Source organism: Paraburkholderia sp. BL23I1N1 (genome assembly GCF_003610295.1).
Lineage (GTDB): Bacteria > Pseudomonadota > Gammaproteobacteria > Burkholderiales > Burkholderiaceae > Paraburkholderia.
This window is the reverse complement of record NZ_RAPV01000001.1, coordinates 3417181-3436742: the sequence shown is the minus strand read 5'-3', so window position 1 is coordinate 3436742 and position 19562 is coordinate 3417181. Positions and strand designations below refer to the sequence as shown.

Sequence of the window (19562 nt, the reverse complement as noted above, 5' to 3'; positions counted from 1 at the left end):
AACTCAAGGAGTACGGACATGAACTCACCCGTCGTTCTGATCACTGGCGCGCTGACCGGCATCGGCCGCGCTACCGCTCTTGCCTTCGCTCGCGAAGGAAACCGCGTGGTCGTCAGCGGCCGTCGCGAGGAGACCGGCCAGGCGCTTGCCGCCGAACTGCGCGCCCTTGGCGCCGAAGCCGAATTCCTGCGCGCCGATGTGCGCTTCGAAGCCGAAGTGCGCAGCGTCGTCGAGCAGACCGTGGAGCGTTTCGGCCGTATCGATGTGGCGGTCAACAACGCCGGGACCGAAGGTCAACTGGCGCCGATCGTCGAGCAGACGGCGGCCAACTACGAAGACACGTTCGCGGTCAACGTGCTCGGCACGCTGCTGTCGCTCAAGCATGAGATGCGCGTGATGCTGGCGCAGGGCGCGGGTTCGATCATCAATCTTTCGTCGATCGCGGGACAGGTCGGCATTGCGGGCGCGTCGGTCTATGTCGCCAGCAAGCATGCGGTCGAAGGCCTCACGAAGAGCGCGGCGCTCGAAGGCGCTACGGCGGGCGTGCGCGTCAACGCCGTGGCGCCGGGTCCTGTCGCCACCGAAATGCTCGACCGCTTTGCGGGCGGCAGCGAAGAAGGCAAAGCAGCTTTCCTCTCGACGATACCGGCGCGCCGCGCCGCGACTCCGGACGAGATCGCCCAGACCATCCTGTTCCTTGCGAGCGATAAGGCGCGCTACCTCACCGGGCAGAACATCGCAGTCGACGGCGCTTACACGGCGCAATAACGCACGGATTTTTCCACGCAGCTTTATTCGTCTTCTTGCCAGGGAGCATCACCATGACCACCATCAATGTCCCGACACGCGTACCGGTGGATTTCCCCGCTGCACCTCAACTCTCTGCGTGACAAAACCGGGCCGCGGCTACAGCCAGCGCCAGATGCCCGCGGCCCAACCGGTGAGTGGTATATGAGCCCAGGTCGCGACGAGCCAGACGACGAGGCCGCCCAACAGGGCATGTAAGCCGAACCCACCCAGCCGCGCGCGGCCGGCGGCGATCGCGGCGAACGGCAGGTAGCTCGTCTTCGATTCCCATACAGGCCAGAGATCGGGCTGGAGCCGCTCCTTCTTCCGATCCTGCAAGGCTGCGCCGACGAGCGCGAGGATGACGATAGCCGTCGCGACGATGATGCTCTTGGCCACCGGAAACACCGCGATGTGGCACAGCCCCCAAAGCGCGAACGACCACATCATCGGGTGGCGCGTCACCGCGTACACGCCGCGCGCCGTTTCCGGGAACGCGCCAGGACGGCCGCCGGTGGGGAGCGCCGGGTTGCGGATCAGCGAGCCCAGCAGGAGGATTGACGCAATCAGCATGACGACGGTCGCCACCGCCCAGAGCCCATCTCCTACCGGCCATAGTGGCGCCGTCAGCGGCGCCTTTCCGTAGGAAAAGATCAGCCAGCCGAGCGTCACGAACGCCACCAGCGAATAGATGCCCTGGAACCCCGCTTCGCCGATGGCGCTGACCAAACGCCCGCGCAGCGGATGGGACAGGAGAAAGTGACTACCCACGAAGGCGACTGCCGCCGCCGCAACTGCGTTGATGCTTCCCATTGGCCCGGCTCCTCAGGTTGTATCGTCGGCTGACCGTATTGCCCCTGTTTCACGTCCCGTACCGAAGAGTACTACTGACGCATGACGATCGGCCAGTTACGTGGGAATCGGCGGCCTGCGACGCGTCGAGCACGACCTGGAGCACTCTGCGCTACATTGATTACTATGTCCGATAGAGACGCCTCGCGACCGCTCCGTGGTTGCGAGGCGTCTTCGGGGCAATCAGCAGTGCAATGCCGTGAATGCGATGCCTGCCTGGTCAATCGGGCACGCCTTTCATTTTCATGTGCAAGGAGCGAGAGCTTGGACGATCGCGTTCATAAGGCGGCCAAACCGGCGACGAGAACCGAGCGCACAACGCTTGCGGTAAGAGAGGTATTGGAAGGCCGCCGCCGCGGCGCGCTGATGCTTCTGCCGTTCGCCGGACCGGCAGTGGTGGTTTCTGTTGCCTATATGGACCCGGGCAACTTTGCGACGAATATTCAGGCAGGCGCCAAATACGGTTACGCATTGCTCTGGGTGGTGCTGTTGGCAAACCTCGTGGCGATGCTGTTTCAGGCGCTCTCGGCGAAGCTCGGCATCGTCACCGGGCGGAACCTCGCGGAGCTGTGTCGCGAACGGTTTTCGAAACCCGTTCTGTTGGGCATGTGGGGTGTCAGCGAAATCGCTGCGATGGCAACCGATCTGGCCGAATTTCTCGGCGGAGCGATCGGACTGTCGTTACTGTTTCACATGCCCTTGCTCGCGGGCATGATGGTCACCGCGGTAGTGACATACGGCCTGCTGTTGTTCGAGAGCGCTGGTTTTCGTCCCCTTGAGCTGGCGATTGGCGCACTCGTCGGCATCATTGGGTTGTCCTATCTTGCCGAGTTGTTCATCACGCCGATTGCGTGGCCGAGTGTCCTCGCCCATACGTTTTCCCCCCAATTACCCGACGCGAATGCGCTGACGATTGCCGTCGGTATTGTGGGGGCAACCGTGATGCCGCACGCGCTTTTCCTGCACTCCGGGCTAACGCAACAGCGAGCACCCGCGCGAACGGAGCCCGAGCGGGCCAAGCTGCTGAAATTCTCGAATATCGAGGTCGTGATCGCACTGACCATTGCCGGTCTCATCAATATGGCGATGGTTATCATGGCCGCCGGTGCATTCCATCACGGGCACCCTGAAGTAGCGGAAATCGAAACGGCCTATCACACGCTGGCGCCGCTATTGGGGATTGGGGCGGCCGGGATTTTCCTGTTGTCGTTGATTGCTTCGGGCATATCGAGTTCCGTGGTCGGCACCATGGCGGGTCAGATGATCATGCAGGGGTTCGTGGGCTTTCGTATTCCGCTCTGGTTGCGCCGGGCCGTCACGATGGTGCCGAGTTTCGTCGTGGTTGCGCTTGGGGTCAACGCGACCCAGGCTCTCGTCCTCAGTCAGGTTGTATTGAGCCTCGCGTTGCCGCTGCCGATGGCGGCGTTGTTGTGGTTCACTTGCCGCGAAGACGTGATGGGCCCATACAAAAATCGCGCGTTCGTCGCTGTGCTCGCCACGCTGGCGGCATTCGTCGTCTTATCGTTCAATGTCGTGCTGATCCTGCAAACGTTCGGCGTTGAGATTCCTGGTTTGCCGGGCTGAAGCAACGGCGCGGCATCAGTTTGCCGCTGTGCGCATTGCCCGATATTCGCGTCGCACGATATCCATCAACTCTTCGACCGATGTGCTGGCCGCTTCCCGCTGGTAGGTGACACGTCCGCGCTGCATCAGCATCACACGATCCGCGATGTCGAGCGTCTGAGCGTAGTTGTGCATGATCATGACGATGGACAGCCCCCCTTTATTCTTGAGTCGAAGGATCAGGTCGATGATCAGTCCGGCCTCGCGGGCGCCCATCGCGGCGAGCGGTTCGTCAAGCAGCAGAATCCTTGAATTCGAATTGACCGCGCGAGCGACCGCGATGGCCTGCCGCTGTCCGCCGGAAAGTTGCTCGACTGGCAGATCGACTGAAGGCACGTGTACGCCGATTTCCTCAAGACACTCGGCGGCGCGCTCACGCATTGCGCGATGGTTCAACAGGCGAAATGGCCCCCGACGGATGATTTCCCGGTTCAGGAACATGTTGTGATAGATGCTCAGCGAATTGGCGAGCGCCAGATCCTGGTAGACGCATTCAATGCCGAGTGACCGGGCGTGGTCAACTGAGCGAAGCATGGTTTCCTCGCCACCGACAAAAAGCTTGCCGCTGGTCTGCTGATGAAATCCGGTCAGGATTTTGATCAACGTCGATTTGCCCGCGCCATTGTCGCCGAGAATGCCAAGGATCTCACCCTGTCTCAGCGTCAGTGATACGCCATCGAGCGCGGTGACCGCGCCGAAACGCTTGACTATATCTTCGCCGCGCAGCGCCTCCAGCACCTCGGACATCACAACTCCCCTTTGCGCGCGAGACGAACCACGTGGATGTTGAAGATCATGGCCCCGAGGATCGCCGCGCCGAGAATCATGTTGAAGGTGAAGGCGTTGATGCCGATCAGCGTGAAGCCGTCGTTAAGAATGCCAAGCACCGCCGCACCGATCAGTCCACCGATGATCGTGCCCGATCCACCGGCGAGCGGCGTGCCGCCGATCACGGCTGCGGCAACCGCAAGAAACATGATCTGGTTGCCGCCCGCTTGCGGATCGATCGACGTGATACGAAAGCCCTCCAGGATTCCAGTAAAGCCGGCTAGCACCGCGGCAAGAATAAAGTTGCCGAGCTTCAGACGCCTGACCTGTATCCCCGCTTCGCTCGCGCCCAGTGGATTCGCTCCTGACGCGATCGTATGCAAGCCCCAGCGTGTATGACGAAGCAGCACGTGCATGACTGCGGCAATCGCAATCGTCCAGATGATTTCGCTATATCCCCATCCCCCCATGAATGCTGAAAATGCCGAGTCCTCCGGCGGCGAAACCGGTGTGCCGCGCGAGATCGTCAGCGTAAGGCCGTTCACGAAGAACAAGGTACCGAGCGTCGTCACGAAGGAGGGGATGCGCAGGTAGACCGTCACCGCGCCGTTAATGAGCCCAACGAGGCCTGCCGCAATGACGCCGATGAGCATCGCGAGCCAGGCTGGCAAGCCGGCTTCGAGAGAAAAATGCATGATGAAAGGCGCAAACGCAAACACCATCCCGGCGGAGAGATCGATCTCTCCACCGATCATCAGCATGATTTCACCAAAAGCAATGATCGCCACCGGGGCGATGAACTGCGAGAGATTCTGCAGACTCGCACCAGTCAGCAGAAAGTCATGGTTGACCGTCTCGAAGTAGATGCAAAGGATCAGTGCGACTGCGAGGATGCGGATCTCGCTGGAACGTCCGAGCGCGCCTGACCAGCGCCTCGGACGTCTAGCGGTTTTTCGAACGTCCGTCACGGCAGAGGTCACCCTTTGATTGCGCCTGTGCGTGGCACGATCTGGGCTTTCGTGCTCTTGCCTTCATAGCGTGTCGACGTGTTCAGATAGGGATCGACTGTGCCCTTGGTGACGAACTTCAGGCCCGTGTTGATATTGGCCGGCCCAACGAGCCCACCGGACGCGAGAAAGATGAAGGCCTCAATCACCGTGTAGAAACCCTGTACGTAGGGCTGCTGATCGATCGTGAAGTCCAGGAAACCTTCGTGGATCAGGTCGACCGTGCGCGGCAACAGATCGAAGCCGCCGCCGTGGACACCTTTAGACGGCAGGTTGGATTCTTTCATCACCTCGGCGACGCCCTGGGTGCTGCCCGCATCCACCGCGAACATGCCTTTGAGATCCTGATGACCGAGATAGAAGGATTTGATCTTGGATAATTCTTCGTTGACGGTCGCGCCGGTAGCGATCGTCTGCACGTCGATCTTCTTGCCCGATTTCTTGATTGCAGCCGCTGCACCGTCAAGCCGCGGCTGAATGTTGAGCTGACCGGGTGTCGCGATAAAGAGTGCAACGAGACCGCTATCGATGAGGTTGGCGATTCGCTCGCCCATCTGGTAGCCGGACAGATAAAGATCCTGGCCGATATAGGCAAGGCGCGGATTCGTCGACCCCGAGGGCGCGTCGGCGTTATAGGCGAACACGGGAATGCCGGCGTCGAGCGCGGCCTGAATGGGTTTGTCGAACGCCTTGGGGTCAACGATCGGTACGGCGATTGCGTCGGCTTTCCCGGCAATCGCCGCGTTGACCGCGTTCACCATTTCGCTAATGTCGGCATTGGCCGAACCGGTCCATTGATAGTCCATGCCCAGCAACGCGGTCGCGTCCTGAATGCCGTATTGCGTCGGAACGAAGAACGGATTCGTGGTGACATGGTTGACGAATACGATCTTCCACCGCTTGTGCGCCGGAAACGAACCGGCTTCTGCCGCCTGGGCCGGCGTGATCATGCCACCCATTAGCGCCAGTGCTGCGGACAGGCCCGCGCCCTGCAGCAATCCCCGACGCGCGACCTGCACGTCGTCCTTGTCTTCCTTCGCTTGCGCCATGTCAATCTCCCGTCTCTCTGTTGTTGAACACTTCACTGTCCATAACGGCGCAAGCAGGAAAAGCCCCGGCAAGAACAGCACCGGAGCCGGGCATCACTTCCTTCATGAAACCCACTTGCATGCGCGTGCGCATGACTACCCTCCAGAAAATGCTATATCACGCCCTTTTGCCTACTAATCGATGTATACCCTTAACTAGTCCGACTAATTAATTTTTTGCGGTGCGGCGCAGCTTTCCCTATGCGTATCCAACCGTGCGGCGCGACACGATGACGGGATAGACCTGGCTCATTGGGCATGAGTCATCCGCTGAAGAAATGATCTGCACAATGTGCCGCTTGAATAGTATGACTATCGAATCAATGCCTGGAAGACGAGAGGCGTGAAAAGCGGTAAGCGCCCGCTATGCGCTGCCCAATGGTTCGGCTAATCCGCCACGCCCGGATTAGGGGTGTGTCTGAAATTGGCTGCCGGCTTCCAGAACGCTTTCGGCGTCCGCGCGCGCATTGTCGAGCTGGACGAGACTTGCGTGCCGCGCGCCCAGCGGGTCACGGCTCTGGATCGCAGTGAGAATCGCCTTGTGCCGCGGCAACGAAAGCGCATGCGTGTCAGGATGGCGACTCGTCAGCTTGATCGATTCCGACAGGGCAAGCGAGAGCATGTTGCCAATATAGGCCAGTAGATCGTTATGAGTGGCCGCCATGATCGCGCGGTGAAACTCGAGGTCGGGATCCAGTAGCGCGCTTGCGGTTTGCGCACGTTCCATCTGGTCGTAAGCCGATGCAATGCGCGCAACATCGTCGCTTGTGGCCGCGGTGGCGGCGAGTGCGGCCGCCGCGGGTTCGATAACGCGGCGCACGGTCAGGAGCGAACTGAAGAACTCGCCTTCCGGAACACTGTTGATCGTCCAGAACAGGACGTCGGGGTCGAGCATGTGCCATTCCCCGCGAGGCTTCACAACACTGCCGACACGCGGTTTCGACACGACCAGCCCTTTTGCCACGAGCACCCGGGTGGCCTCACGCAGCACAGGGCGGCTCACGCCGTAGCGCTCGCACAGGACCGCCTCAGCAGGCAACCGCTGGCCCGGCTGGACCTTGCCGCCGACGATATCCATGCCGAGCTCCTGCACAATGCGGCCGTGCAGGCTCTTGCGCTGTTGCAGATGACGGTAGTCCATGGTCAGCGATCGCGGTCGCGTCGGGCTCGTTTCTGTGCCGATCGGTGCAGCATTCTGGATGAAGCTTAGCTTGGCGTCGACACGGATACCGGCTTGTTTCGTTGAGAGACGTTGCCGATTTAAGCATAGCACGCGACATTGGGCATGACCCGGGCGTGCGCTCGACCAAGGCTGTGGTGTTATCGCCGTCGTGCCGCTTCACGACGAAGGTGTCGCTTGATCGCTGCATGAGCGCTGCTTGAGCGCTAATACACAATACAGCGCAGGATGGTGGCCCGTAGCGCCGGGCCACCGCATTCATCATCTGCAGAATGAAAGCTTGTTTTCAGTTCGGAAAGCTATCGATTCCCGTTTGCCTGGTTAGTGCCCGGAAAGCAGAACGTTGGCAATGACACCAGTGGCGACGGCGGCGAGTACATAGTCCCCGTTCACCCCGACCCACTGATACCCGCGCGGCGGTGGTTGCAGGCCGTGTTCGTGCCAGTTGTCGACAACGTAATTACGATCGCGGTATTCCGACGGAAGCCGCTCGCCCTTGTGCCAGTCGTTGTGCGGAACGGGACCGCCAGGACCGCCCAAAGACGCATCATGCGGCCCCTGCCCGTGACCATACCCATGCTGCGGGCCACCGTGACCCGGATTCTGTTTTTCGTGCGGAGGCTGACCGCCGCCGTGATTGTCGTCGTGTTTCTGCGCAAAGACGGCAGTGGACGTACCGAGTAGCGAAATGATCAAAAGTGGTGCGACGATTGTCAACTTCATGACTTTGCCTCAGAGAGAATGACTCGATAACGGTTTGGCGTTCGAAGGTGTGTCTGCCGCGAAGCGCATGCTGCGTGTTGAATGCATCGCTACGTGACGCGGTTCGCTCATTAACGCGCAAAACGTATGCGCCGGCAAATAATGTCATAAGAATACCCATTCGCCAAAACCGCGTGGTTGCGTGACAGGTTCGAGCCATGTGACACAGTGGCGTCACAGGATGGCGATAGCCGGACGGGGTCCGCAGCCTGCGTTTCTTACGATTCGATTTGCCCTGCTGCAATATCCTCGAGTGATCTGCCGCGAGTCGGCACCCCCATGAGTACCACGGCCATCGCGCCGGTCAGCAGCACAAGCGTCGTAGCACCGAACACGCCTGCAAAGCCCAGCAGCGGATAGACGTACCCGACGAGAATAGGCGCGGCAATCGCGCCCAGGCGGCCAATTGACGAAGCCAGCCCCGTGCCCGTTGCGCGCACGTCGGTGGGGAAAACCTCCGGGGTATAGGCATAAACGCCGGCATAGGTGCCGTTCATGAAGAACGAAAGCAGGATGCCCGACACCATGATGCCCGCATCCGTGCGCGTCAATGCAAGCCCAAGCGCCGATACGCCGCCCAATATCATGTATGTCGCGATCGTTGCCTGCCGGCCGATCTTTTCATTGAGCCACGCGCCTGAAAAATATCCCGGGATTTGGGCAATGTAAATCACGAGCGAATACGAAAAGCTCCGCGTGATCGTCATGCCGTTCTGAACCAGCAGGCCGGGAATCCACGTGAAAAAAGCGTAGTAGCTGAACGTGATGGATAGCCACATGAGCCATGTCATTGCCGTGATGCGCGCGAGCTTCGCCGCCCACAACGCCTTGACGTTCGCGACGATTGAGGCGCGGCCGGCTGCGAGTGGAACGGTGCCTTCGCGCACGGGAGGTAGCGGCTCCAACTGCATGCCCGTCTGGATTACATCCGCCTCCATCCGCGACACGATTGCATCGGCCTCCTCAATCCGCTCGCGTGCCTCGAGCCAGCGCGGCGACTCGGGCAATGCGCGGCGCCACCAGAGCAGCATCAGAATGGGCAGTGCAGTGATGACCATGACCGCGCGCCACGCATTGGGCGCGAGCGGGATCACGAGATAGCCGAGCAGTGCGGCCGCCACAAAGCCAAAGGAGAAGAACCCCGCAAGGCTGCCAGTGAAACTCCCGCGATACCGCCGCGCCACGAACTCCGAGAGAAACGGCGCGACGATGGCGCTTTCCGCTCCCGTCCCCAAGCCGGCGACAATACGCGTCGCAAGAAAAAATCCCCAATCGTTCGCCAGCGCGCTGGCAAGAGACGCTACACAGTAAATCACAAGCGCGTACATCATGACCTTGCGTCGGCCGATAATGTCGCCGAGCATCCCCGCGAGCATGGCGCCGAAGAAATAGCCCATGAACGTGCCGCTTCCCAGCACGCCCGTCTGAACACTCGTCAGCCCCCATTGCGTGCGTAGCACCGGCAGCAGGAACGCGAGCACGGCGGCGTCCATCGCATCGAAGGTGTAGCCGAGGCCGCCCATCAGCAGCAGGCGGCGGTGAAAACCCGAAAACGGCAAGCGCTCGATGCGAGCGGCGATCATCGACATGGGCAAGCTCCAGTAGGGACTGTGAGGCGCCAAAGATGCAGCGTCATGCGGCCAACAGCTTTAGAGCTCGTTGAAGAAGATCCGGCCGTCCTTCATCACGAGCGGAATATGCTCGCCCTGACCTAACAGGCAGTCGACGGACTTCAGCGGATTGCCATCGACCACCAGTACGTCGGCGTGGGCACCCGGCATGATTCTGCCGAGCTTGTCCTGCCTACCTAACACTTCCGCACCGACGAGGGTCGCGCTCGCGATCACTTCGGCGGGGGACATGACTTCAGCCAGAAGCCGGAATTCGTCGCTCTGCAGACGCTGCGCCTCGCCGAGCAAATCTGTGCCGAAGCCCATCTTGACCCCGGCGCGCTTCATGATTTCGATCGAGTGCATACCGGCGCCATGCACGTCCGCGACTTTGGCAATGCTTTCAGGCGGCAATCCATACTTTTCGCCTTCGCTTGCAAGGGCGTCGTAGGTGACAAGGGTTGGCACGACATACGCGCCGTGCTCCGCAACGAGGCGGGCGGTCTCATCGTCGATCAGATTGCCATGTTCGATCGTGCGCACGCCGCAGCGCACCGCGCGCGCGATCGTCGCAGGTGTATAGGCATGCGCCAGCACATAGGTGTCGCGCCCCTGAGCTTCGGCTACGATCGCGCGGATCTCATCTTCGGAGTAGCCGAATGCGCCGACCGGATCGGTTGGTGAAGCAACGCCGCCCGAAGCCATGATCTTGATCTGGTCGGCGCCCATCTGCAGTTCCTCGCGTACGGCCCGGCGCACTTCATCGACGCCGTCCGCCACGCGGCCCAGCGCGCCCACGCGCACGCAGCATCCGCAGGGTGAATCGGGCGGCATGTAGTCGGTGCGGGCGCGCGAATCGGCATGACCACCTGTCTGACTCAACGCGCGGCCGGAGACGAAAAGACGCGGCCCCTCGACGAGCCCCGACTCGACCGCCTGCTTGAATGGATGACCGGCACCTCCTGCATCTCGCACGGTGGTGAAACCGCGGCGCAGCATTGCGCGCATGATCGGCACGGCGCGCAGCGTAACCAGCACGTTGGGTAGCGTCGCGACGCGCGGCAGGTTGAACTCGACCGCAACGACATGCACGTGCAGATCGATCAGACCCGGCATGATCGTTTTGCCTTTGACGTCGATGACGTTCGCGATGCCGCTTTTTATCGGCTTATCGGAAACCTCGCGGACGAAGCCGTCCTCGATGAGGACTTCGAAGCCTTCTAGCAGATCAGGACGGGTGGGATCGAGAAGCGCGCCGTTACGTAGGAGGAAGGTGGTCAACGGTTGTCTCCTTCAGGTTTCGATCGTGGCGCCCGGCACCCGGGCTTCGGTTCGAGTATGCAGGCCGGCTAATGGAAGCGCTGCCAGGATATTCATCAGGATCAGACTGGTACGCATCAAGTATGTGCGCTGACGAACACGTCGCGCGACGCGATACGCAATCACTGGCCGACGGTTCATGCTGCACTGCGACGGCTTCATGGTGGTGCCGTAAAAATATCGAAAAAAGCTTTTCCCACATATTGATCTATTGGATACCTCAGCATTAAGATGGGCGCCTTGGCGCGCGATATGCCACCTGAAAATGAGGTGACAGCTCGCGGCAGCCATCCCCGAATTGATCCTGCTCGCGAAGCGCGGTCAACGGATCGGATTCCCAGCGAAGCACCAGGCTCAGCCAGGAGACGGAGATGCTCAGTCCACATGAATTCGCGACCCTCATGCTGCTCAAGGATGCGCCGGATCTGCTGAGTCTGGACGGTGCCGATCTGGAAGCGCTTCTGGATCGCCAGCTCGTTACGCTGGAAAACCTCCCCTCCGGGCAGCAACGCCCTCTCATTACCCATGACGGACAGATGTTTCTGAAGGCTGCCGCTCGTATCCTGAACGACGAATGACACGTATCGCTTGATCGGTTTTACAGTCAAGGAGTATTCCATGGCCGAATCGTGGACAGGAATCGTTTTGGGTCTATGTGGGCTAAGTGTTGCCGTGCTGCTGGTCGCCGTTCATTATTGGCGCGAAATGACGCGGCGGCGGAAACTCAGGCGGATGGATCATCTCGAGTGCTGGGAAGTGATGCGCCATAGGCGCTGAAGTCGCGCTTCCGGATTGATCGGCTGACGCGTTCAAACCTGTTTGATTCAATCGGACCCGCAGCGAAGCAGGTCACAAAAAAGCCGATCATGATCTGGCTAGCCAATACGGTGCTTGTCGTGCACGCGCTGCTTGCGGTTTTCATTGTGTACGGACTCCTCGCGATCTGGGTGGGTGCCGCTCTCGGCTGGAAGTGGATACGCCATAGGGGTTTCCGACTCACACACCTGTTCCTGATTGTTATCGTGTCGGCGCTCTCGCTGCTGGGTATCGCGTGTCCGTTGACGACGCTGGAGGACTGGCTGCGCACGGGTTCGCTGGAAACGAACGGATTCGCGCAAGGGTTTATCCAGCGTTGGGTGAGTCGTTTGCTCTACTACGATTTCCCCGTGTGGGTATTCACGCTCCTGTACGTCGCTTTCGGTCTGGTGGTGGTGCTGACCTGGCGTTTGGTTCCACCGCGGAACGCATCTCATGCGAAGGCAACACGCCGGTGAGCTTCTCGCGACCGTAACCGATTGAGGCAGTCGATTTCCATTTCTGTATTTATCCGCTGCCTATTCAAAGTCGCATTGAATATCTCTTGGAATATCTCTTTCACCGCGACGAATGAATTGTCGATGTCATCGAGAATCACCGGGAAGTGACATCGCGTTGGCGCCTCTCAGGAAACCGGAAAAATCGCTCGAATCTCGCAACCGCGGGCACTCACAACTGGAAAAAATTAACGCGCTTCTGACCATGGTTGTTATCGAAGCGTAAGCGAAAGCGCGGCCCTGAACGATGCATCGCCCGTTGACCTGATGCCACCCTCCAATACGCTGCGCAAAGCACGCGGCCTTTCTTGGGGTCAAAGTCAGAAAGATCCGATCATCCAATCCTCTGATCATCATGAGAAAGCAGAGATGTTTGCGATGTGACAAATTATTAGAAAGATTCTTACTATTTGTCCGAAAAGCACTATTCCTTGTGGGATCGAGCAGGTATTGCGGGTACGATTTACCCTGGTCACGACGACTGCGCGGAAGAAATTGCGAGTGGCAGCAGGAAGGCTATTCGTCAGGTGAAACGTTTGCGCATCGCGTGGTGACAGAATTTTGAGCAGCAGTGGGTATCGTAGTTACGTAGTCTTCCATCGTTTTCAAAAGCAGCCGGACGCGCACATCGACTCGCGTGGCGATCGGTGACGCTCGTTCGCTGATTGCCGCATCTAATCGAGCTCCACCTCGGACCGTTTAATCAGGCTTTGAGCTGCAACCTGGATACGTAAGAAAATCTTTCCTACGTAATTAGGATGACGAAGTAAAGCGAGCTACCTGTAAGTATTTACTCATTTGAAAACTTTAAGAACCAATATTTGTATTTTTTATCGACAGTGGAAAATAATTAGCCATGGTAAAACGACGTCAATTTATTGGTGGGCTAGCAGCCCTCAGTGGAAGTTATCTTTTGAGCGCCTGCGGTGGAGGCTCGCAAGACGGTAGCAGCGGCACCGCGGTATCTGCTGCCAGCAAAGCAACGGCCCATGCCAGTGCCGCATCCGCGAGCGGCACGTCAATGCCGCCTGCCGCCTCGATTACCGATAGCGCGGGCGCCGTATGGACGCTGTCGGGCGGGGTGGTCTATAAAAACGGTGCGGTAGCCGGAAATAACTACAATGTGTCGCTCGCGCTCTGGTACAACGGAAGCATCTACCACGAAAACACAAGCGGCAACTTCTACCAATGGACCGGCTCGGCATGGGTGAGCGCCATCGATCCGCGTCTGGGCAGCGTTTCTGCGGACGGTACTACTCTGCCTTCCGCACCGTACATTCTCGATAAGTCGGGCGCGAAATGGACCCTTGTTAACGGCGTCATTTACAAAAACGGCACGGTCGTAGGCACCAATTTCAACGTCTCGCTCGTACTCTGGTACGGCGGCAAGGTCTATCATTGCAACTCGAGTGGTCATTTTTACGCGAACGCGGAAGTGGCCGCTCAATGGTTGGCGTGCACAGATCCGCGTATCTCCGGCGCTCCGACCGCGGGTAGCTTCTATGGTGTCAACGGGCACTACGACTACACCTACTCGCCGACGCAACTGGTCTCGATTCTGAAGGCGATGGGCTGCACCAGTTATCGCGTCGGCTGCACGTCCGATCCGACCCAGATCAATGCGGTAGCCAAACTGGCGCAAACTTTCCAATCGGCTGGGATTCAGCTGCTTGTATTGATTAACCAGGGTCTCTACGACAGCAGCGGCAAACTCTTCAGCGGTGAGTCGACCGCCTACAGCGCGGGATACTCAGCAGGCTCAGCGGTTGCGCGTGCGCTGATGTCGTATGGCGTAACCATGTATGAGTGCGGCAATGAGCTGACACGCGACGGCGCCATCATTCTGGATTCCACCAACGCAGGGACGAAGGCTCTCGATTTCAACAATGCGAACTGGCCGGTCTTGCGTGGCGTGATGCGCGGCATGATCGACGGGGTGAAATCGGTTCAGTCTTCCGCGAAATGCGGCATCAACTTCTGCGTGAACGATGTTGGCGCGGCCGACGCGTTGTGGGAGGGTACGCAACCAGACGGAAGCAGCGGCTATTCAACGGTGCGCTGGGACATCACGACCTGGCACAATTACGAAGTCTACGGCGATATCTTCAACATCGGCACCGACGGTTCGGGTCCGGGCTTCGATCTGCCGACGTATTGCAAGGCCCGATACGGTGTGCCTTTCATCATCTCCGAGTGGAACACAGGACCGGAACAAACCGAGGCTTATCGGGCAAATTACATCACCACGCAACTGGGCGAGTTCTATCAAGCGCGAAAGACGCACAACATCCAGTCTGTGATGTACTACGTGCTCGATAGCGGAAACAATACGTTCGGCATTATGATGAACGGCTCGGCCATCAACCCGTCGTACAGTGCATTCACGAGCTTCACTTCGGGAAATCCGGACAACTAAGCCGGCAAGCATCTAATGGTGCCGTGGATCTGGTCTTCCATCCTGGATGGCTAAGGGGAGACCAGATACCTTCGTTCTTTCTGCAACTCAGGACTTCTACCCGTTTCCAGTAGTCGATCGATATCGATCGCATTGAACTGAGCGATGATCGCCTCCGAATCATTGACGCCGAACCCGACCGCTACGGTTCCATCGTGAACCGCCAACCCGCAGCAGAATTCCACGCCATATTCTTTCCAGTAGAACGGCTCAGAAAGGACAACATCCCAGCTCCGATCAAAATAGACAAACCGGTGCTTATAAAGATGCTTTTTCCCTCGACTGCGCTCGTGTACGACGCACAGCCAACCCTCCTTCCATTTGACTAGCTGAGATGAGCCGAGTAGATCTTTCGGTACCTTCAATGGCTTCCGGAGCGACACGGTTGCACCGCGCTCGTTGATCTCGAGAATCGTCAACGGATTCATGGTGTGTATTGCCATGAGCTTCCCATCGGAAACGAAAGGCATCCAGTTCTTCTCACGACTCGAACCAACCGGCGATTCTATAAGGTAACTTTCTACAATACGGTTTTCGGCTACTTTCTGCAGCGCCATCGTGTTCGTGTCGTCCGAGTTGCTGCGCGCGCTACTCAGGCACCACAAATCTTCTCTCCAGAAGAACGTTCGCAAATCTTCAAATCCGTCGCCTGACTTGCCGGATGCGCGCCTGAAAGCCGTGTCTTCCAGAGCATTCATGTTCAGAACACTCAGGTTCGTGGACAAGTTGCCGATGTAGTTGATGGTGTCGTAGCTTTCACCATGCAACCTGACGCCGCCGCTCTCCATTAATTCATAGTTAACGGATCTAACAACCACGGCATAGCCGTTCCCGTCAAAACACAATGATGGATTGCAGGGGCGGTATTCACCCGGGATCTTCATCGAAACGAACTTTGGGCGAAGTGTTTGGAACAGTCTTTCTTCCTGAGGACGCTCGGTAACATACCTGTATAGAAGGGTCTTGAGCCGTCCCGGAACCAGTTGTGACGTGAGCATTCGGGTCTTTCTCCTGCGGGCGGGTTTGCCGAATCTAAAATGGGAAACTTCAATGCCTTGCGGCAACAACGGTCACCGAACGAAGACCGCCTCGCCTTCGCTAAACAACGGGCTTTTGCACCGCGTTCCGGTGGCCCCCAACGGCTTCAAAGAACTGCTCGTAGCGCCGACGACAGGCATTCCAGCCGAATTCATCGATAGCCAGATTGCTCTCCTGACGAGCAATCGTCGGCCACGATTCGTTAATCGAATGAACGATCTTGGGAAGCTCGGAGATGTCGTCGAACAACATGACGTTGTCGAACTTTCTGGCGGCCCAGACCATGAATGGTGTGGCGCGCGCGATCAGCAACGGCACGCGTCCGATGGCCTCGAAAAACGCGCCACTCACCAGCATTGAATCGGCTGCGTGCGGCAGGATCAGCACGTCGCTATCGATAATGCTTTGTGCAAACTCCGCATCGGATAGGAACTTGGCGTCGAGGTGCACAACGTTCCGGAGCGATCGCTTGTCGATGATTTCATTTAGCGTCGCGAGGTAGGCTTCCGTGCCGTGCCCGGCGATATGCAGCTTGCACTCGTTCGGCCAGACATTGAGCAAAGCGTCGATCTGCTTGTACAGGCGAATCACGCCGAGCAGCGAATACAGTGGCGTCGCGCTATCTTTTTTAGGCGTGGTGGGTGCCTGTCCAGGCGCATCCCAATAGAGTGGATGCGGCAGATAGTGCGCGTTGTACTGCGCCTGGAAATCCGGCGCGTGAACCACGCGGAAGTCCGCAAGGCGACGAACGAGTGCCATGATCCGCATCGAGAGACGTCTGTTGAAGCCGATCGTATCGTGGACCACGTGATCGTGTACGAAATAAACAACCTTCGCCCGACCGATCAACATGAGCGAACAGTAGAACGCGAAGAGCAGGGATCCCGTCAAGCTCAACCGGGCAGTGCCTTTGTCGCGCTTGAATGGCCGGTACTCAAGCCAATGAAAAGCGAGAATGTTGTCGGGTTTGAACAGTTGGGAGAACCCGCCGTTCAGTAAGCCCTTGATGGAAAGCGGCACGACGTCATAGCCGATCGAGGCATAGAGATCTTTCTGAATCTGTATGTAGCGATTCGTGGGGTTGGTGAAGGGACACATCAGTACCCGGGGCCGCGACCCTTCTGCCGCTTTGTCGTCGATCGTGCTGCGTGCCTCCGTGGGTGCTTGCGTCATGGGTACTTCTCCGGTCGCGTTTGGGGGGGCGCAAAGACATTGGGTGAACCACGCACAGAGGTTGGAAAATGCCCGCTCAACTCAGCAGTTTTCCCCACTCGTAGTCAATGCTGTCAGGCGTAAAGGGCAGCACTCCGGCGCCCGGCGTGAAGGTCAGCTCGCCGAAGAAAACCTGGTTATCTGGCGCATATAAGTCCACGCGGACATAGTCGAAGTCTTCGCAAAGGGTGACTGCGGTGTCCAACACGGATTCCAGGTTATTCGGGCGCGGGGCCGGTGCGGCACTCCGCTTGTAGTGGCCGATGGCCACATCGAGATGATTCCAGTCGACGTCGTACACATCGCCATGCGTCGCGCTCCCGAACCTGTTGGATATCACCAGTATGTAGATGATGGGACGTCCCGGACGGCCGCCAAAGCAATGCAACTTGTAATCGGCGGGTATCTGACCCGATTGGTCCAGCAGCAGCTGCTCAAAGAAGATGCGCGGCTTGATAGTGCGGTAGTGCTTCTCGCGTGCGATGTAGTAGAAGTCGGTGGACAACCACTGCGCGGCGAGGAGTTGCAATGTCTCGAACGAGGTCTCGGACTTGTTTCTGACCACCTCGACGAAGCTGCTGCCGTGATTCGCCTTCATGACGAAGGAATCAGGCAGCGCGTCGAATACCTCACGCGTCAACACATCCGGCGCCGATATCAACGGGATGAGATGCCTCTCTCCTATCTTGGCCGCAACATATTCGCGTACCGAAAGTTTGTCGGTCAGGCTAATGTAGCGGGGATCCGGGCTGAGGCTTCGTTGCAGGATCTTTTCGTTGAAGGTGGCTGGACGGAGAAGATTCGGATAGCGGCCAATACACTTGTGATGTAGCAGACTCACGAAGACGGAATCCGGCAGCATGCACTTTGCCGCCTCCTTGAGCCGCCTGACTACGGAAACTGACTGCTGCGTTGGCCGACACGGATCTTCTGGCGTAGATGTAGCGATCTCCTGCTCGAACGGTGCGGACTTGGAGGTGGGCATATTTCGATCCATGGCGGGTGGAGTCGCGAAGCTGAAGTCGGGATCAGGGTGCTTATCGCGGACTCTCCGTCGCGCTATTCCACGCTTCTTCGGGTGTCAGCCATCGCTCCTCGGACTCGATGTGCTGCTGCGCACGGTATTGCGTGGGCGACACGCCGTAGCGCTCCTTGAACAGCCGGCCGAGTCGATTGCCGTCGCCCATTCCGCACCGTCTCGCGATTTTGTCGACAGGCAGATCGGTATTTCTGAGCATCGTGCGAACAACTTCAAAGCGCGTGCGCAGCAGATACTCGAGCGGAGTGATGCCAAACTCGCATTTGAAGCGCCGCTGAAAATTGCGTTTGCTCATCGCGGCGGATTCGGCGGCCTGCGCCACCGAGATGGCCTTGCTGTAGTTCTCCCTGATCCAGCGTGCCGACTCGCGGATTTTGTCGGTCGTCGTGACGATGCTCGCGTCATCCAATTCCGACTTGTTCTGCTCGACGTAATTCGTTTGCAGTTCACGGGCGATCTTTCGCGCAGTGTCCGAATTCAGGTCGCGCTCGATCTGCGCAAGGACCAGGTCGGTCGGCGTCACGCTGCTGCTGGCGCTTGCACCAACGCCGCCGTCGTCAAAGAAAAAGATGGGCACGGTCGATTGCAACGGGTTCCTGCATACGACGGCCAGACTCGCTCCTTGCTGAATACCACGTGAAGCGATCGATCCGTGGCGCGAGATCCACGAGAGAAAGCGGCCGTTGGACCCCATCGTTTCATTGCCGTCACGGCAAGCGACAAAGAACGCATGGAAATCGGCCAGGCTATATCGTTCGAGGTTCTGCGTCCAGATCAGGATGCTGGATGAGCTTGGCACCAGGCCGCCTTCGTCGGACAGCACCGAGAGCCGATAGGGAGGCTCATCGCCCCCTGCTTTTTCAAACTCGTTGGCAAGCCGGAAAGCATCTCCCACCGCTCCGGTGGTCAACATGGAACAGTTCTGGAAAATCAGAAGGCCAATGTGTTTCACCTCTTTCCATCCACTCTGACGGTCATTGACACACGACGTAAGAAAACCAGTGGAAGTCATCACGCTTACTTCTCCCAACACGTAATCACGATACGTACCGAGATTAACGCATTGAAACTTGCAGAACCGGTTTGGCCGTATTCCAGGGTGTTTTGGCGTAATTGTCATGATCGGGGAAATTCTTACCTTGAAATTCGAAGGAAAAATGTTTAAATATCAATTCTGGTCAGAAACTTTTTCCGTATGCAAGGAGCAAGATCGCGCCTGGCTGGATTGCCGGTTGATGGTGCTCCTGTCACACCAGGTAAGGAGTTCTGACCGTCACTCCTGTTCAAACGTGCGTTTTCATCGCGTGAACTGTCACTACGCTTTTGTTGCAGCACCGCCGACGAACTGTACAACTCTGTTACAGCGGTTACAGATGGCAACAACGCTTTCTAAATTAACCGTATTGGTAATGCGCTCAACTTAATCGGCCATTAATACCCGAATTTATGCCGTCGACGATATGACGCGTTTTTTGCGGGCTATGCTTCACCGCAACATGAATAGATAAA

At 58.2% G+C, this 19562-nt stretch carries 18 protein-coding genes; 5 read left to right on the top strand and 13 right to left on the bottom strand.

Going from position 1 to position 19562, the window contains the following annotated elements:
• Positions 1 to 18 precede the first annotated feature (18 nt).
• A complete protein-coding gene (locus tag B0G76_RS16020) occupies positions 19 to 768 on the top strand; it encodes an SDR family NAD(P)-dependent oxidoreductase (protein ID WP_120293483.1) in 750 nt (249 codons plus the stop codon).
• Between the two features lie 138 nt (positions 769 to 906).
• Here B0G76_RS16020 and B0G76_RS16015 read toward each other — a convergent pair whose 3' ends face one another.
• On the bottom strand, positions 907 to 1599 hold the full coding sequence (locus B0G76_RS16015) for an NnrU family protein (protein WP_120293482.1): 693 nt from the start codon (positions 1597 to 1599) through the stop codon (positions 907 to 909).
• A 303-nt stretch (positions 1600 to 1902) separates the two neighbouring features.
• Between B0G76_RS16015 and B0G76_RS16010 the strand changes: the two genes are divergently transcribed.
• Positions 1903 to 3222 carry an Nramp family divalent metal transporter gene (locus tag B0G76_RS16010; protein WP_120293481.1) on the top strand — a complete coding sequence of 440 codons (1320 nt, stop codon included), beginning with the start codon at positions 1903 to 1905 and terminating at the stop codon, positions 3220 to 3222.
• Between the two features lie 15 nt (positions 3223 to 3237).
• Here B0G76_RS16010 and B0G76_RS16005 read toward each other — a convergent pair whose 3' ends face one another.
• The 8 genes from B0G76_RS16005 to B0G76_RS15975 all read right to left on the bottom strand — a co-directional run bounded on the left by B0G76_RS16005 (position 3238) and on the right by B0G76_RS15975 (position 10957).
• Positions 3238 to 4008: an ATP-binding cassette domain-containing protein gene (locus tag B0G76_RS16005; RefSeq protein ID WP_120293480.1), complete on the bottom strand. Its 771-nt coding sequence runs from the start codon at positions 4006 to 4008 to the stop codon at positions 3238 to 3240.
• The gene (locus B0G76_RS16000; protein ID WP_259460599.1) at positions 4008 to 4997 is read right to left on the bottom strand and encodes an ABC transporter permease; all 990 of its coding nucleotides are present in this window, start codon (positions 4995 to 4997) and stop codon (positions 4008 to 4010) included. The genes B0G76_RS16005 and B0G76_RS16000 overlap by 1 nt, the downstream gene beginning before the upstream one ends.
• Before the next feature lie 8 nt (positions 4998 to 5005).
• On the bottom strand, positions 5006 to 6085 hold the full coding sequence (locus tag B0G76_RS15995; protein WP_120293478.1) for a sugar ABC transporter substrate-binding protein: 1080 nt from the start codon (positions 6083 to 6085) through the stop codon (positions 5006 to 5008).
• Position 6086: 1 nt separating this feature from the next.
• Positions 6087 to 6218, bottom strand: a complete 132-nt coding sequence (locus B0G76_RS43810) for a hypothetical protein (protein WP_259460598.1) — start codon at positions 6216 to 6218, stop codon at positions 6087 to 6089.
• A 312-nt stretch (positions 6219 to 6530) separates the two neighbouring features.
• Positions 6531 to 7265, bottom strand: a complete 735-nt coding sequence (locus tag B0G76_RS15990) for a FadR/GntR family transcriptional regulator (RefSeq protein ID WP_120293477.1) — start codon at positions 7263 to 7265, stop codon at positions 6531 to 6533.
• Positions 7266 to 7625: 360 nt separating this feature from the next.
• Complete coding sequence (locus B0G76_RS15985; protein WP_120293476.1) at positions 7626 to 8027, bottom strand: RcnB family protein; 402 nt, start codon at positions 8025 to 8027, stop codon at positions 7626 to 7628.
• A 257-nt stretch (positions 8028 to 8284) separates the two neighbouring features.
• Positions 8285 to 9655 (bottom strand): MFS transporter, encoded by a 1371-nt coding sequence (locus B0G76_RS15980; RefSeq protein ID WP_120293475.1) that lies wholly within the window; start codon positions 9653 to 9655, stop codon positions 8285 to 8287.
• A 60-nt stretch (positions 9656 to 9715) separates the two neighbouring features.
• Positions 9716 to 10957 (bottom strand): amidohydrolase family protein, encoded by a 1242-nt coding sequence (locus B0G76_RS15975; RefSeq protein WP_120293474.1) that lies wholly within the window; start codon positions 10955 to 10957, stop codon positions 9716 to 9718.
• A gap of 410 nt (positions 10958 to 11367) precedes the next feature.
• Between B0G76_RS15975 and B0G76_RS15965 the strand changes: the two genes are divergently transcribed.
• From B0G76_RS15965 to B0G76_RS15955, 3 genes are all read left to right on the top strand, one after another.
• A complete protein-coding gene (locus B0G76_RS15965) occupies positions 11368 to 11574 on the top strand; it encodes a hypothetical protein (protein WP_120293472.1) in 207 nt (68 codons plus the stop codon).
• Between the two features lie 288 nt (positions 11575 to 11862).
• On the top strand, positions 11863 to 12270 hold the full coding sequence (locus B0G76_RS15960; protein WP_120293471.1) for a DUF2784 domain-containing protein: 408 nt from the start codon (positions 11863 to 11865) through the stop codon (positions 12268 to 12270).
• 895 nt (positions 12271 to 13165) lie between these two features.
• A complete protein-coding gene (locus tag B0G76_RS15955; RefSeq protein WP_120293470.1) occupies positions 13166 to 14725 on the top strand; it encodes a hypothetical protein in 1560 nt (519 codons plus the stop codon).
• A gap of 50 nt (positions 14726 to 14775) precedes the next feature.
• Here the strand turns inward: B0G76_RS15955 and B0G76_RS15950 are convergent, their stop codons facing one another.
• From B0G76_RS15950 to B0G76_RS15935, 4 genes are all read right to left on the bottom strand, one after another.
• Positions 14776 to 15762: a hypothetical protein gene (locus B0G76_RS15950; protein WP_147394055.1), complete on the bottom strand. Its 987-nt coding sequence runs from the start codon at positions 15760 to 15762 to the stop codon at positions 14776 to 14778.
• Positions 15763 to 15862: 100 nt separating this feature from the next.
• Entirely contained in the window at positions 15863 to 16975 is a 1113-nt protein-coding gene (locus B0G76_RS15945) for a glycosyltransferase (RefSeq protein ID WP_120293468.1), read from the bottom strand.
• A gap of 76 nt (positions 16976 to 17051) precedes the next feature.
• On the bottom strand, positions 17052 to 17999 hold the full coding sequence (locus tag B0G76_RS15940; RefSeq protein ID WP_120296424.1) for an ATP-grasp fold amidoligase family protein: 948 nt from the start codon (positions 17997 to 17999) through the stop codon (positions 17052 to 17054).
• Positions 18000 to 18051: 52 nt separating this feature from the next.
• On the bottom strand, positions 18052 to 18966 hold the full coding sequence (locus B0G76_RS15935; protein WP_183082066.1) for a GlxA family transcriptional regulator: 915 nt from the start codon (positions 18964 to 18966) through the stop codon (positions 18052 to 18054).
• Positions 18967 to 19562: the final 596 nt, after the last annotated feature.